At 68.5% G+C, this 14,542-nt stretch carries 11 protein-coding genes; 5 read left to right on the forward strand and 6 right to left on the reverse strand.

Translation table 11 applies throughout. The features are described from left to right. Positions 1-313 precede the first annotated feature (313 nt). The 5 genes from ACWCQM_RS05550 to galE are packed head-to-tail and all read left to right on the forward strand — an operon-like array spanning position 314 to position 6,340. Entirely contained in the window at positions 314-1,432 is a 1,119-nt protein-coding gene (locus tag ACWCQM_RS05550; protein ID WP_073746940.1) for a DegT/DnrJ/EryC1/StrS family aminotransferase, read from the forward strand. Then, a complete protein-coding gene (locus ACWCQM_RS05555; protein ID WP_450914042.1) occupies positions 1,429-2,454 on the forward strand; it encodes a Gfo/Idh/MocA family protein in 1,026 nt (341 codons plus the stop codon). Before ACWCQM_RS05550 ends, ACWCQM_RS05555 begins: the two co-directional genes overlap by 4 nt. Next, entirely contained in the window at positions 2,451-4,079 is a 1,629-nt protein-coding gene (locus tag ACWCQM_RS05560; protein WP_450914043.1) for a glycosyltransferase family 2 protein, read from the forward strand. The genes ACWCQM_RS05555 and ACWCQM_RS05560 overlap by 4 nt, the downstream gene beginning before the upstream one ends. Beyond that, positions 4,076-5,359 carry a nucleotide sugar dehydrogenase gene (locus ACWCQM_RS05565; RefSeq protein WP_267075748.1) on the forward strand — a complete coding sequence of 428 codons (1,284 nt, stop codon included), beginning with the start codon at positions 4,076-4,078 and terminating at the stop codon, positions 5,357-5,359. The genes ACWCQM_RS05560 and ACWCQM_RS05565 overlap by 4 nt, the downstream gene beginning before the upstream one ends. A gap of 6 nt (positions 5,360-5,365) precedes the next feature. Further along, positions 5,366-6,340, forward strand: a complete 975-nt coding sequence (galE, locus tag ACWCQM_RS05570) for a UDP-glucose 4-epimerase GalE (protein ID WP_450914044.1) — start codon at positions 5,366-5,368, stop codon at positions 6,338-6,340. A 79-nt stretch (positions 6,341-6,419) separates the two neighbouring features. Here the strand turns inward: galE and ACWCQM_RS05575 are convergent, their stop codons facing one another. The 6 genes from ACWCQM_RS05575 to ACWCQM_RS05600 all read right to left on the reverse strand — a co-directional run. Next, positions 6,420-8,552, reverse strand: a complete 2,133-nt coding sequence (locus ACWCQM_RS05575; protein ID WP_450914045.1) for a glycosyltransferase family 1 protein — start codon at positions 8,550-8,552, stop codon at positions 6,420-6,422. Further along, positions 8,549-9,925: a glycosyltransferase gene (locus ACWCQM_RS05580; RefSeq protein ID WP_450914090.1), complete on the reverse strand. Its 1,377-nt coding sequence runs from the start codon at positions 9,923-9,925 to the stop codon at positions 8,549-8,551. Before ACWCQM_RS05580 ends, ACWCQM_RS05575 begins: the two co-directional genes overlap by 4 nt. A gap of 111 nt (positions 9,926-10,036) precedes the next feature. Next, on the reverse strand, positions 10,037-11,140 hold the full coding sequence (gene wecB / locus ACWCQM_RS05585) for a non-hydrolyzing UDP-N-acetylglucosamine 2-epimerase (RefSeq protein ID WP_450914046.1): 1,104 nt from the start codon (positions 11,138-11,140) through the stop codon (positions 10,037-10,039). 256 nt (positions 11,141-11,396) lie between these two features. Then, positions 11,397-13,166, reverse strand: coding sequence for a D-glucuronyl C5-epimerase family protein (locus ACWCQM_RS05590; protein WP_450914047.1), 1,770 nt, complete (start codon positions 13,164-13,166; stop codon positions 11,397-11,399). An 84-nt stretch (positions 13,167-13,250) separates the two neighbouring features. Next, positions 13,251-13,847, reverse strand: coding sequence for an acyltransferase (locus ACWCQM_RS05595; protein WP_450914048.1), 597 nt, complete (start codon positions 13,845-13,847; stop codon positions 13,251-13,253). A 321-nt stretch (positions 13,848-14,168) separates the two neighbouring features. Further along, on the reverse strand, positions 14,169-14,542 hold a 374-nt coding region (locus ACWCQM_RS05600; protein ID WP_450914049.1), incomplete at its 5' end, for an FG-GAP repeat domain-containing protein.

A 14,542-nucleotide genomic window follows, 5' to 3' on the forward strand; every position in this document is an offset into this window, starting at 1 on the left:
TTCATCGATCCGTGTCCCGCCCCGAACCCTTCGGGGCGGGACACGTGCTTTGTTTCAGAACTGATGCACTAGCCGGTTAACAGGCCCGAAATCGCCTGAGAAATCCCTGATAATGTGACGGCGGTCGCTGGCTGTGAAGTTCCTGGAAGGGAACTACGGTCGGTGACCGGCCCGGTTCAGGACAGACCGGACCCAAGTTTCCTTGGTAGGGCGTCGGCATTCTGCCGGTGGGGTTATGCGCGGCCTCGTGAGACGTCCCGCACCCCAGACCTCTGCCTGTGAAGAGCTCTTGCGGTGTTCAAGGAGGACGTCCATGACGAGCATCAACGAGCAGCCGATTCCTGCTGCCCGCCCGGTCATCGGTGAAGAAGAGATCGAGGCAGCCGTACGCGTGCTGCGCAGCGGTCGCGTCGTGCAGGGCCCGGAGGTCGCTGCCTTCGAGGAAGGCTTCTCCGAGCTGGTCGACGGACGTCACTGCGTCGCCGTCAACTCCGGTACCTCCGCACTGCACATGCTGCTGCTCGCCCTCGGCATCGGCCCGGGCGACGAGGTGATCGTCCCTTCCTTCTCCTTCGCGGCATCCGCCAACGCGGTCCGACTCGTCGGCGCCGACGTCGTGTTCGCCGACATCGAGCCCGGCAGCTACGGCCTGGACCCGGCCGCCGTCGAGGCGGCGATCACACCGCGCACCGCCGCCGTCATGCCGGTGCACCTCTACGGCCACCCGGCCGCCATGGACAAGCTCATGCCCATCGCGGAGAAGCACAAGCTCGCCGTCGTCGAAGACGCGTGCCAGGCGCACGCCGCGGCCCTGAACGGCACCCCCGTCGGCGCGTTCGGCGCGGGCGGAACGTTCAGCTTCTACCCGACCAAGAACATGCACTCCCTCGAGGGCGGCATGGTCACCACGGCAGACGCCGAACTCGCCCGCACCCTGCGCCTCCTGCGCAACCAGGGCATGGAGGCGCGGTACGCCAACGAGATCGTCGGCGCCAACATGCGCATGACGGACGTAGCCGCCGCCGTCGGCCGCGTCCAGCTCACCAAGGTCGGTGGCTGGACCGAGCAGCGCCGCGCCAACGCCGCCTACCTCGACGCGCACATCACCGCGCCGAACGTCACGACGCCGCCGGTCGCCGAGGGTGCCCGCCACGTCTACCACCAGTACACGATCCGGGTGCAGGGCGACCGCGACGCCGCGATGGCCAAGCTCACCGAGGCGGGCATCGGCAACGCCGTCTACTACCCGACCCCGATCCACCGGCTGAAGCCGTACTGGGAGCCGGACCAGAAGGCCGGCCGTAACTGGGACCTGCCGGAGACCGAGCGGGCCGCCGCCGAGGTCGTCTCGCTGCCCGTCCACCCGTCGCTGAGCGAGGGTGACCTCGCGCGCATCGCCGACGCCGTGAACTCGCTGGGGGAGAACCTGTGACCGCCGTACTGAGGGCAGGCCTCGTCGGCCTCGGTTCCATGGGGCGCAACCACGCCCGTGTCCTCGCCGGACTCGAAGGCGTGACCCTGGTCGGCGTCGTCGACCCGATGGGCGACAAGAACGGCTGGGCGCAGGGCGCCCCCGTCCTGTCGACCGTCGAGGAGCTCATCGCGCTCGGCGTCGACTACGCGGTCGTGGCCTGCCCGACCGCCCTCCACGAAGAGGTCGGCCTCAAGCTGGCCGAGGCCGGCGTCTGCGCCCTGATCGAGAAGCCGCTGGCCGACACCGTCGAGGGTGCCCGCCGCCTCGTCGAGGCCTTCGAGTCGCGCGGCCTGGTGGCCGGCGTCGGCCACATCGAGCGCTGCAACCCGGCCCTGCGCTCCCTGCGCAGCCGCCTGGAGGCCGGCGAGCTCGGTGACGTGTTCCAGGTCGTCACCCGCCGCCAGGGGCCCTTCCCCCACCGCATCGCCGACGTCGGTGTGGTGAAGGACCTCGCGACGCACGACATCGACCTCACGGGCTGGGTCACCGGCCAGACGTACACCTCGATCGCGGCCCACACGGTCTCCAAGTCCGGCCGCAAGCACGAGGACATGGTCTCCGCGGTGGGCCAGCTCTCCGACGGCACCATGGTCAACCACCTGGTCAACTGGCTGAGTCCGCTCAAGGAGCGCTTCACCTCGGTCACCGGCGAGCGCGGCTGCTACATCGCCGACACCCTCACCGCCGACCTCACGTTCCACTCGAACGCGGCCGTGGCGACCGAATGGGAGGCGCTGCGCGCCTTCCGCGGGGTCTCCGAGGGCGACATGATCCGTTACGCGATCCCGAAGCGCGAGCCGCTGCTGGTCGAGCACGAGCTCTTCCGGGACGCCGTGCTGGGCGAGTCGGCCGATATCTGCACGCTGCGGCAGGGGTTGCGTACCGTGGAGGTGGCGGCTTCGGTGCTGGAGTCGGCTGCCAGTAGCACCACCATCCGCCTCTCGGACGGACGACAAGCCGGTCAGGAGCTGGGGAGTTGACCACACCGGATGTGACTGTCGTTGTAGCCGTCTACAACACCATGCCGTATCTGACCGAGTGTCTGAACTCGCTGGCAGGGCAGAGCATCGGGCTCGACCGCCTGCAGGTCGTCGCCGTGAACGACGGGTCGACGGATGGCAGCGGGCCGGAACTCGACCGCTTCGCAGCGGAGTACCCCGGCACTTTCACCGTGCTGCACCAGGCCAATTCCGGCGGCCCGGCCGCACCGAGCAACCGGGCTCTGGACGTGGCCACCGGTCGTTACGTGTACTTCATCGGCTCCGACGACCACCTCGGTGAGGAAGCACTGGAGCGAATGGTGGCGTGCGCCGACGAGCACGGTTCCGACGTGGTCGTGGGAAAGATGGTCGGCACCAACGGCCGCTATGTGCACCAGAAGCTCTACGCGGAGAGCAATCCGGACGTCAGCCTGTACGAATCGGCGCTTCCGTACACACTGGCCAATACCAAGCTGTTCCGGCGTGACCTCGTCGAGAAGCACAAGCTGCGCTTTCCCGAGGACATGCCGGTCGGCAGCGACCAGCCGTTCACCATCGAGGCCTGTGTCCGGGCGAGAAAGATCTCAGTACTCGCTGATTACACGTACTATTACGCGGTCAAACGCGGTGACGCCAGTAACATCACCTACCGAGCCGATCACCTGGCCCGGCTGCGCTGCGTCACGAAGATCATGGAGCACACCGCAGGCCTGATCGAGCCCGGTCCGAAGCGTGATGCCGTATTCAAGCGGCATTTCGAGTGGGAGCTCTCCAAGCTCCTGCAGAAAGACTTCGCCTCTCTCGATCCGGATACCAAACGCCAGGTGTGCGAGGGGATAGCCCCACTCCTGGACGCTTACTACACCGACGCTCTCCGCGACGGCACGGGCGTCACCCGGCGCGTGCGTTTCGGCCTGGCCCTGAGGGGTGCGGTCGACGAACTCTCCGCTGCTCTCACCGAGGAAGCGGAGCACGGCGCCCCGCCCTTCCTCCTCGAGGACGGGAGGGCGTTCGCGACGTACCCGGGCTTCAGGGACAGTGAGACCGGCCTGCCCGACCACTGGTACGAGGTCCTCGGCGAGGGGGTGGCCGGCCGGCTCGCACGGCACACGGAACTCGAATCCGCCGAGTGGGAGCAGGAGGGGACGAAGCTGTCCCTCTCGCTCGTCCTGCGGCTCGGTGTCATCGGCGACACCTCCTCCGCAGTGGTCGCGCTGGCGCGTGGCGCGATGCCCAAGAGCGCGGACAAGCCCGGAGCACGCAGGCTGCCGGACAAGGCCCAGCCGCAGGGCGTGGCAGGCGAGTTCGACAGGCAGGCGGCGGAGGACGGCACGCGGTCCCGGCTGACTGCCCGCATCCCCATCGATCCGGTCAATGCCAAGCGCGGTGTGCGCGTCTACGTCGACGTGGCAGGCTCGGTGTACGAGATCCCCGTGCGGACCGACGGCCTCCCGATGCCGCTGGCCCGGCGCTGGGGCGGACCGGTACCGCACCGGGTCGCCGCCAACGTGAATCCGAAGGGCCGTCTCGTCATCACGACCGCTCCTCTGTGGGAGACGAAGACGGGTGTGTTCAGGCGCCTGCGCCACATGCTGTCCAGGCTGAAGAGGAAAGTAACCCGATGAACATCTGTGTAGTCGCGCTCGGCAAGATCGGCCTTCCGCTCGCCGTGCAGTTCGCCGCCAAGGGCCACAAGGTCATTGGCGCCGACGTCAACGAGAAGGTCGTCGAGCTGGTCAACGCTGCCACCGAGCCGTTCCCCGGCGAGCACGACCTGGACGTCAAGCTCAAGGAGACCGTGGGCGCCGGCCTGCTCTCCGCGACGACGGACACCACGGCCGCGGTCGCCGCGTCCGACGCCGTCGTGGTCGTCGTCCCGCTCTTCGTGGACGCCGAGGGAACGCCGGACTTCGGCTGGATGGACTCCGCGACGAAGGCCATCGCCGCGGGCCTGAAGCCGGGTACCCTCGTCAGCTACGAGACCACCCTCCCGGTCGGCACCACGCGCACCCGCTGGGCGCCGATGCTCGCCGAGGGCTCCGGCCTCACCCCGGGCCGCGACTTCCACCTCGTCTTCTCCCCGGAGCGCGTGCTCACCGGCCGCGTCTTCGCCGACCTGCGCCGCTACCCCAAGCTCGTCGGCGGCATCGACGAGGCGTCCTCGCAGCGCGGCGTGGAGTTCTACGAGGCCGTGCTCGACTTCGACGAGCGCGAGGACCTGCCGCGTCCGAACGGCGTCTGGGACCTCGGTACGGCGGAGGCCTCCGAGCTCGCCAAGCTCGCCGAGACCACCTACCGCGACGTCAACATCGGTCTGGCCAACCAGTTCGCCCGGTTCGCCGACAAGAACGACATCGACGTCAAGAAGGTCATCGAGGCCTGCAACAGCCAGCCCTACAGCCACATCCACCAGCCCGGCATCGCCGTCGGCGGTCACTGCATCCCGATCTACCCGCGGATGTACCTCTGGAACGACCCCGAGGCCACCGTCGTACGCTCGGCCCGCGAGGCCAACGCCGCGATGCCCGAGTACTCCGTCGACCTGCTGGCCGCCGCCTACGGCGACCTGGACGGCGTCGGGGTCCTGGTGCTGGGCGCCGCCTACCGCGGTGGTGTCAAGGAGACCGCCTTCTCCGGCGTCTTCGGTGTGGTCGAGGCGCTGAAGGCGCGCGGCGCGGTTCCGTTCGTCTCGGACCCGATGTACACGGCCGACGAGCTGACCGCGCACGGCCTCGTGCCGCACGAGGGCCAGGCCGTGACCGCAGCGATCCTCCAGGCCGACCACGCCGAGTACCGTGAGCTCGCCGCCGCCGACCTGCCGGACGTACGTGTCCTGGTCGACGGACGCCGCACGACCGACCCGGCCAACTGGGCGGGCGTGCGCCGCGTCGTCATCGGCGGCTGATCCCCGATGACCTGGCTGATCACCGGCGGAGCCGGTTACATCGGATCGCACGTGGTGAAGGAGATGGCCGTCCGTGAGCCGGTCGTCGTCCTGGACGACCTCAGCACCGGCCGGGCCGAGCGGCTGGCCGACGGCGTGCCGCTGGTCGTCGGCTCCGTACTGGACCGGGAACTGCTCGACCGGGTGTTGGTCGAGCACGGGGTGACCGGCATCGTGCACATCGCAGGCAAGAAGCAGGTCGCCGAGTCCGTCGAGCGCCCGCTCCACTATTACCGCGAAAACGTCGACGGGCTGCGCACGCTCCTGGAGGCAGCGGCCGACGCGGGTGTCGGGCGCTTCCTCTTCTCCTCGTCGGCAGCGGTCTACGGCATGCCCGATGTCGACCTCGTCACGGAGGAGACTCCGTGCAAGCCCCTCAGCCCGTACGGGGAGACGAAGCTCGCAGGCGAGTGGCTGGTCGCGGCGGCAGGAAGGGCGCACGGCATGGCCACGGCCTCGCTGCGCTACTTCAACGTCGCGGGGGCGGGCTCGGCAGAGCTCGGCGACGACGGGGTGTTCAACCTTGTGCCGATGGTCTTCGAGCGCCTGACCAAGAAGGAAGCGCCGAGGGTCTTCGGAGACGACTACCCGACCCCTGACGGCACGTGCGTCCGCGACTACATCCACGTCGAGGACGTGGCTACCGCACACGTGGCTGCGGCCCAGCGGCTCGTCGACGACACCTCCGCTTCCCTCACTCTGAACATAGGGCGCGGGCAGGGGGTCTCGGTGTCCGAGATGGTCGCCGTGATCCAGGATGTCGCGGGTCTGCGTGACCTGTCGCCCGTGGTCGAGGCCCGTCGGGCCGGCGACGCGGCCCGCGTCGTGGCCGCGGCAGACCGTATCCGGCTGGAGCTCGGCTGGACTTCGCGCCACGACGTCCGGGACATGGTGACCTCGGCGTGGGCCGGCTGGCTTCTGAGGCACCCCGTGGACGTGTGACACACACCGGTCCCGCACACGCGTGAGGGTCCGTACCCCCGAGCCGGGGTACGGACCCTCACGCGTCGTTGCGGTCCTGTCAGCTCTCGCCGAGGAACAGCTGGTCGAACTGCTTCTGGACGACGCTCCAGTCCCAGGAGGAGACAGCGTGCCGGGAAGCCGCCTTGCCCGCTTCCAGCCACGCCTCCTCGCTGGAGGTGACCTCCAGGATGCGCCGGGCCGCCTCCTCGGGGGAACCGACGACCCAGCCTTCCGGATACAGGGTCCGGGCGCTGTTGGCCCGCCCGGCGTAGAACGGCCAGTCGCGGGCGACGGGCAGTGCGGCACTCGCCGCACCTTCCATCAGCCCCACATGGCATCCCTCCCGAACGGAGGAGCTCAGGATCACCCCGATGTCGGTGAGCGCGGCGGGCACGTCGTCGGTGGGGCCCTGCCGTACCACCGCGCCGGACTCGACGAGGGGCTTGAGCTCACGCTCCAGCGCCGTCCGGTACTCGGCGGTCGCCTTGCTGGTCTTGGGGTCCATGTCACCGCCCACCAGGAGCAGCCGGTACCGCTCGTCCCGCTCCCGTACCAGCTTGAGCACCTCCACGGCCCACAGGGGGTCCTTGGCGACCTGGCTGACGCCGATCAGCCCGAGGTTGAAGCGGGCGTCGGCGGTCTTCGGGCGGACGAATCCCGACAGGTCCATGGCGTTGTCGAGGACGTGCATGCGTGGCGCGGCGTCCCCGCGCAGCTGCGGCACCAGCGATGTGGTCAGATCCCGGACGTGGGGTGCCACGAAGATCAGGTCGTCGATGCGTGAGAAGTCCGTCATGTGCGGCCAACGGGTGAAAGCCTCGTAACTGTGCAGTCGCACCACGATGCGTGTGTCACCGGGATCGATGGTGGTCAGCATCGAGGCCGGGCCGACCGACCAGTCGAGGAACACGGTGTCCGCCCAGTCGAGGTACGGACGCATCAGCCGCTCGACATCCGCCTGGTAGGCGGTCGGGCCGTCGGCCAGCCGGTCCTCCAGCATGAGGCGGGCGGCCCATGAGATCCGCTTGAGCGCCCTCTGCGCCGCGAGGTCCAGGTAACGGAGCTCGACTTCGGGGTGGTCCTCGTAGAGCGCCAGGATGTGCTTGAGGAAGTTGGCGTTGGCACTCGTGGTGACGAGCAGACGCAACGGGCGATCAGTCGGCGGGGCCGCCGGAGGCTTCTTCCTGCCGCGTGGCCGGGCAACCGCCTGGAACGCGGTGGAGCGGTGGAAACGCTCGACGTACTTCTGGGCGTCCTTGGCGAGGGGCGAACTCAGCTGGTCTATGTGAAGTACCCGGTGGAAGCCGAGGAAGAGCGCTCGGTTCAGTGCCTCGGAAGCAATCTCGTGGTTGCCCTGTGCCTGCTGTGCGTCCGCGCGGGCAAGGTGGGCATCGACCGCCCTGCTGAGGTCGCGAGGGCTGATGCCCTTGGCGATCTCCGTCATGACGCCTTCGTCGAGCAGTTCGGCCTTGACCGCGAGGTCGGAGATCTTGGAAGCGGCCTCCGTGAGCGCTATGGCCGCACCGCTGGTCCGACCGGCCCACTGCATGCCCTCGGCTACGTACCGGGAGGCAGCCACGCGCGCCTTGACGGGCATGCCCGGCACAGTCACGGCGGAGCGCCAGAACCTGGCGCCCAGAGTCGAGCGCATGACAGGCCGAGCGGTCGCCGTACGCATCATGACGGCCGGCAGGCCATCGATGGTGCGGCGAACGTCCTTGGCGACGGCACCGAGCGGCGGGAGCGCCGCCTGGCGTGCCGTCGCCCCGCGCTGCTTGAGCTTGTCGAGTGCGGTGAGGGCCGCGGCGATACCGAAGTGTGCTTCTGCCGCGGGCGCGTACTGGGAAAGCCGCCACACGGTGTAGACGGCGCCAGGGTCCAGTGCCACGAGAACCTGGGCGTTCAGGGCGCGGCGCCGAAGCCACCGGTCGCGCTGGGACTGCAGCCACACCCTCATGCCGGCGGGAGAGCCGGCAGCCTTGCGTCGCAGCGCACCACTCCTCTTGGAGAGGTTCCGCGGCAGCTGGTGCACGCCTGCCAGCTGGATCTCGGCGAGTTCCTCGGAGACCGGTGAGACGTGGAAGGTGCCGGCCAGATACACCTCGGCATCCCGGGCCCGGAACTTGGCCACGGAATCCTTGAGGAGGCCCAGTTGCGGTCTCTTGCTCGCGATGAACAGAACCTCGGTCACGATGCGGGTCCTCCGGTGACAGTCGACTTCTCAGCGAGGACAGGCGTGTTCGTGGCGGTCCTGTTCGATGCCGAGTCCACGTTCAGCTGCTCGATCAGCTCCTTCACCGCGGCAGCCATCAGTGTCTCCCGGGTGAACTGGTCGGCGTGTGCCATCGCCTCCGCGTGGACTGCGTCGCTGGTCTCGACGGCCATGTGGGCGGCGCGCACGAACGACTGGGTCAGCGCCTCGACGTCGAGACCGACGGCACCGGTCCACAACGGGTGCCCCTGGAGGATGTTCGAAGCGTCATGTTCGACCACATGGGCGGAGACGATCGGCAGACCCGTCGCCATGTACTCGTACACCTTGCCGGACGTCACGTAACGGCCGCCGATGAGGATGAGGACCATGGCGTCCCAGCGGGCGTATACCGAAGCGACCTCGGCCTTGGCCGCCGGGCCGCCGAAGTGGACTCCGTCCTCCTCGGCCTGCTTGAGGATCTCCGCGTGCCGGTTGGCCTCGCGGCCCGAACCGTTGCCGATGTGACCGCGTACCTCGAAGCGTGCCCCGGTGAGCAGGGGTTCCTGCTCGCGGGCCGCCCGCCAGGCACTGAGTACCGTCTCCAGGTGCTGGGCCGTGAAGTTGACCGTGCCCAGGTAGCCGAAGACAAGACCGGCCTCCGGGTCAGCCGCGTGCATACGGCCGGGGGCGCTGTCCGCGTCGTAGCCGTTCCGCACGACGCGGACCCGGTCGGCGAATTCCGGGTAGCGCGTTCGGTAGTGCTCGGCGATGGGGTCGTTGACCACCCAGAGGGAGATCGCGTGGTCCAGGATCTTCTGCTCCCAGCGGCCCAGTTCCGACTCGCGGGAGAAGGCTTCCACACCGTCGATGACGTCGATGGACCAGCCGTCGCGGAAGTCCACGGCATAGGGAACGCGAGCGTGCTCCCACAGCTTCCAGGCCGCGGCCAGATTGACGTAGGGAACACAGCTGGCCAGCAGGAGGTCGGCCTGGTGCCGTTCGTGGATGTCGACGACGGCCTGTTCGAGGGCACCTCGCCACTCGCCGAAGTTCGGCTCGGGGAAGGTTTCCGTCTGCCGTACGCGGAGCTTCGCGACCCAGTCGGCCGGCCGGAGGGCACGCGCCTCGTCGTAGAGACGGATGTCCGTCTCCAGGTCCTCCCTCACCAGGGGGAGCTCGACGATCTTGACCCGGGGGTCGACCTGGTCCAGAAGGGTGAGGTCGACGCCGGAGTCCCGCTCCCAGGAGTCCTGGGCGATGGTGACGACGGTGACGTCCCAGCCAGCGTTGATGAACTGGTTCGCGGTCTCACGCATGCGGTAGGCGCAGCTTTTGGCAGCCGGCGGGAAACCGATGGCAAGGTAGATCACATGGGGCCGTGTGCCCTTCACGGGCAGCCCTGACCTGGGAGACGCTGACATAGCGTATGACGCTAGCACGGTGACATTTGCGTATAAGCGCCGCTCGAGGCGCTCCGCATGTCACGCGCGCCGGCTTCCCCCCTTCCACTCTTCCATGATCCGCACGACGTTCTCAGCCGCGTGCCCGTCGCCGTAGGGCGTGCCGGGGTCGGTCGTCGGCACGGCCCGGGTCACGGTCTCCGCCCAGGCGTCCGCGTCCATTGCGTGCGGATCGGGCACCAGGACGTTCCAGCCGGTGTCCACCGTCTCCACCCACTCCGTCTCGGGGCGGATCGTCGTCGTGATCCGCTCGAGGAGGAATGCTTCCTTCTGCAGGCCGCCGGAGTCGGTGACGACACCGGTGGAGGCCAGTACGGCGGCGACCAGACCCGCGTACGGGAGCGGGCGGCCGACGTGGACCGACCCCTGGTCCAGCTTGATGCCGTGCTCCTCGGCACGGGCCACCAGGCGAGGGTGGGCGAGCAGCGCGACGGGGACCGGCAGGCCCGCCAGGGACTCCAGGATCGCCGACAGGCGCGCCGGGTCGTCCGTGTTGTCCGGCCGGTGCAGCGTGGCCAGCAGGAAGGGCTGGGAGGGGTCGATGCCCTCGGGCAGAGCCGGCGCCGGGTGCTCACCGGCGAGGACCGCGTCACGGATCCGCAGGCAGATGTCGACCATGACGTCGCCGGCCAGTTCGGAACGCTCGGAGAGCCCCTCCGCCGCGAGGTGGCGCATCGCCTCTTCGGTCGGCGCCAGGAGCAGATCCGCGCAGTGGTCGGTCAGCACCCGGTTGTGCTCCTCCGGCATGCGTCGGTTGAAGGAACGCAGCCCGGCTTCCAGGTGAGCGACCGGGAGGTGCATCTTCACGGCGGAGAGTGCGCCCGCGATGGTGGAGTTGGTGTCGCCGTAGACCAGGACCCAGTCGGGCTGCTCGCGCTCGAGAACGGGGTCGAGCGCGCTGAGCACGGATCCGGTCTGGGCTCCGTGGCTTCCGGAGCCGACGCCCAGGTGCACATCGGGGTCGGGGATGCCGAGTCCGTCGAAGAAAACATCGGACAGGTCGGCGTCGTAATGCTGTCCCGTGTGCACGATGAAGTGCTCGTGTTCCGTGCCTGCGAAGGCTGCCGAGATGGGCGCCAGCTTCACCAATTGTGGACGGGCACCGACGATGCTGATGACTTTCACTGAGCACTCTTCTTCTGGGTCAGGTCACGTGCGAGGTGTCAGCGCAATGGTAGGCAATCGCGTGGACGCCGATGATCGCGCCCGCCGCACTCCCGGCGGCGGCCGCAGCGCCGTCACCTGCGTCGGGACGCTCCCACAGGCCCCGACGGGCCCAGAGTAACGATCGGGCGACCAAATGCCGACCGGCCGTGTCCCGGGAGGGAAACGCAGTGCGTCCTGCCGGATATCCGGCAGGACGCACCTTTCGTCCTGACTCTCAGACGCCGTCCAGGATGAGGTCGGCGTGCGCCACCCAGTATCCGGTCAGCCCGCCTGCGGTGATCTGGACCATGGCCCGCCCGTTCACGAACGCTCGCCGGTCGAACGGCGCGTTGGAGCTGTTGGCGAAACGCACCGTCCTTGTGCTCCCCGTGCTGCCGTCTGTGCCGAACTTGTAACAGACGATGTCGGTCTCGGCGGGGAAGGTGGCCGTCCGGTGCGGGCGGTAGACGGTGGTCAGGTACTCACCGCGCAGGAACACCTTGGGGAAGTACTCACCCACCCACCAGCCCGTGTAGGCACCGGCGTTGATGCGGTAGTAGACGCCACGCCCCTGGATGCGGCGGCGCACGTTGGCCGGAGCCTCCGTCGCCCGGGCGAACTCGACCGTCTTCGACGCGAGTTGCGCGTCTCCCTTGGAGGCGGTCCAGCCGAAGTTCGAGCCCTCCCCAGCCGTGTCGAACTGGTAGAGCGTATGGGTACCCGCGGCGAACGCGATCGTCGCGCCGGCGCGCAGAACAGGAGCGGGGAAGTCGTCGAGGAGCGTGTCGTGCTGGCGTGCGAGCTCCGGGGCTCCGGTCTGCCAGTGCAGCTGTCGGAACAGGTTGATGTGGTGCTGGTGGTACGTCGGCGCCGGAATGCGGTGCGTGTCGCAGTAGTACGAGAACCAGCGGGTGTTCCGCAGTCCCGGGAAGTGGTCGCGGATCGTGGTCAGAGACCCGTCGTAGAGTTGCGCGGCCAGCGGGTTGCCCGTCTCGATGACGTAGTCCCAGAGACCGAACATCGCGAAGATCATGCCGTTGTACGTGTAGTCGGAGGTGCCCGGGGCGTCGATCGGGTACTCCTGGATCCAGAGGTACCCCCCGGCGTCCTTGTTGACCACCCACGGCTTGGCGTCGTCGGCGCGCAGCAGTGAGGCGAAGGCGGCGTCGGCGGCGGCCCGGTAGAGGGTGCGCTCGTCCTCGCTGATCCCGTCCAGCTGGGAGAGCTGGATGAAGAGGCTGATGGCCTCGCCCTGGGCCATGCCTGAGTACCAGGGGGCCTTGTAGGTCACGCCGCCGTGAGTGCCGTGGGTGAAGTCGAACGGGTACGGGAAGTACCAGGCGCCCCTGGACTCCACACGCGTGTCGATCAGCCGCTGTGCCTGTGCCTTCGCACGCTGGAGGAAGAGCGCCTTGCGTGAGGTGTCCTGCTCGTTGCGGTAACTGGTCACACAGCCGAGACCGAACTGGATCTGTGTGACCGGCTGGTTGTATCCGGCAGCCGTCTTGCTGGGCCGGTACATGATGACGCCTTCGGCGTCGATGTAGGTGTGCTCGTTGTCCGGTGTGATGTTGGCCCATGTCGTCGGCCTGTCCCGCCAGGGCCGCATCGTCTCGGGCAGATCCGGGGCGCAGACGTAGCCGGACGTCTTGAATTCGAAGGGAAGCGTTGTGGGGATCTCGTCCGCGACCAGCTTCGGGTCCGGAGGGGAGTCCTGGTAAGGAATGCGGGTCCGGGCGGCGGGCGCCCGGACGGTGCCCTCCGCGAGCTGGTCGGGCAGAGGGGGCAGTGCGGGCTGGCCGTTCGTGCGCGGCAGGCTCAGCACGAAGGACTTCGGCATGCCCATGTACGGGTCGGGCTTCGGGGTGGCGAAGACACCCGCAGCCGCCGCCGGGGCGGAGCCGGCGACGACGCCGCCACCCAGGACCGCGGCCCCCAGGAACGTGCTCCCTGCCGCCTTGATGAAATTCCGCCGCCCGACGTCGGCATGCTGCTGTTCGGTCACGAAGACAACCCCCCACACAAAGATCACTGATCGGGGGATCGTATGTGAAAGCTGCGGGCAATGTGAGGGATCTGTGATGTCCGGTCAGCGGGCGGAGAGCACCCCTTCGTTCTCGACGTATGCGGCACCCGACTGCGGGCACAGCCAGACCCCGGGCTCGTCGTCACTCGCCACCAGGCGTACCCCGCTGTGCCCCACCCACCCGATCCGCCGCGCGGGGACCCCCACCACCAGGCCGAAGTCCGGTACGTCCTTGGTGACGACGGCGCCGGCCGCCACCATGGCCCAACGCCCGATCCGTACCGGCGCGACACAGACCGAGCGAGCCCCCAGGGAGGCGCCCTCCTCGACCTTCACGCCGACGGCCTCCCAGTCGCCGCCGCGCTTCTGCTTGCCCTCGGGGTCGACGGAGCGGGGGTTGTGGTCGTTGGTGAGGACCACGGCGGGACCGACGAACACGCCGTCACCGAGCTCCGCCGGCTCGTACACGAGGGCGTAGTTCTGGATCTTGACGTTGTTGCCGATCTGTACTCCGGTACCGACGTATGCGCCGCGTCCGACCACACAGCCTTCACCGAGCCGAGCCTCCTCGCGGATCTGCGCGAGCTCCCAGATGCTGCTCCCGGCGCCGATCTCGGCACTGTCGTCGACCTGGGCGGTGGGCTGGACTCTGTAGTTCACGGGCTGCGCCTTCCGAGAATGCGGATGTGCGGGAAATCCTAGAAGGTCCTGCGGTGTGCGACGTGCAGGGCGGTGGGGGGCATCGGGGCATGCGTGACGTGCGTCACGCCAAGATGTGTGAGTGGCGCGCGGGTGCGTACACACGGTTAACAGTCGTGACAGTCGGTCCGTGGCGGCCGTGTGCCCCACGCCGCACACGTGAATGACGCGTGGGCGTGAGGCACCGGGGACGGAGGGGCTGTGGTGCCGAGGTTGTCACCGTGCCTGCTCCGGTGGCCCGGGCCTCGAAAGGCCCGGGCGTAGCTCCATGCGGTCGAGAGGTCAGACGACGCTGCCGCTCCAGTGCTTCACGGGTGCCTTGAGGGTGGTGCCGGTGCTGGTGAGCGTGTAGAGAGTGTCGGTGCGGCGGCCGTCGGCCGTGGTGCCGCCTTCGTAGAGGACGCCCAGGTCTGTCCTGCCGTCCGCGTTGTAGTCCCCAGCCGTCACCAGGCTCTTGGACCAGGTGAAGGAGCCGGAGCTGGTCCAGGCGGTGGTGGGGTTGTTGAAGGCGGTGCCGGTGCTGGTGAAGGTGAAGGCCAGGGAGATGGCCTTGCCGTCGGTGGCCTGGCCGCCGTTGTAGAAGACGGCGAGGTCGTCCTTGCCGTCTCCGTTGTAGTCGCCGGAGACGGGGTTGCTCTTCGTCCAGTCGAAGGAGC

Source organism: Streptomyces sp. NPDC002125 (genome assembly GCF_053593715.1).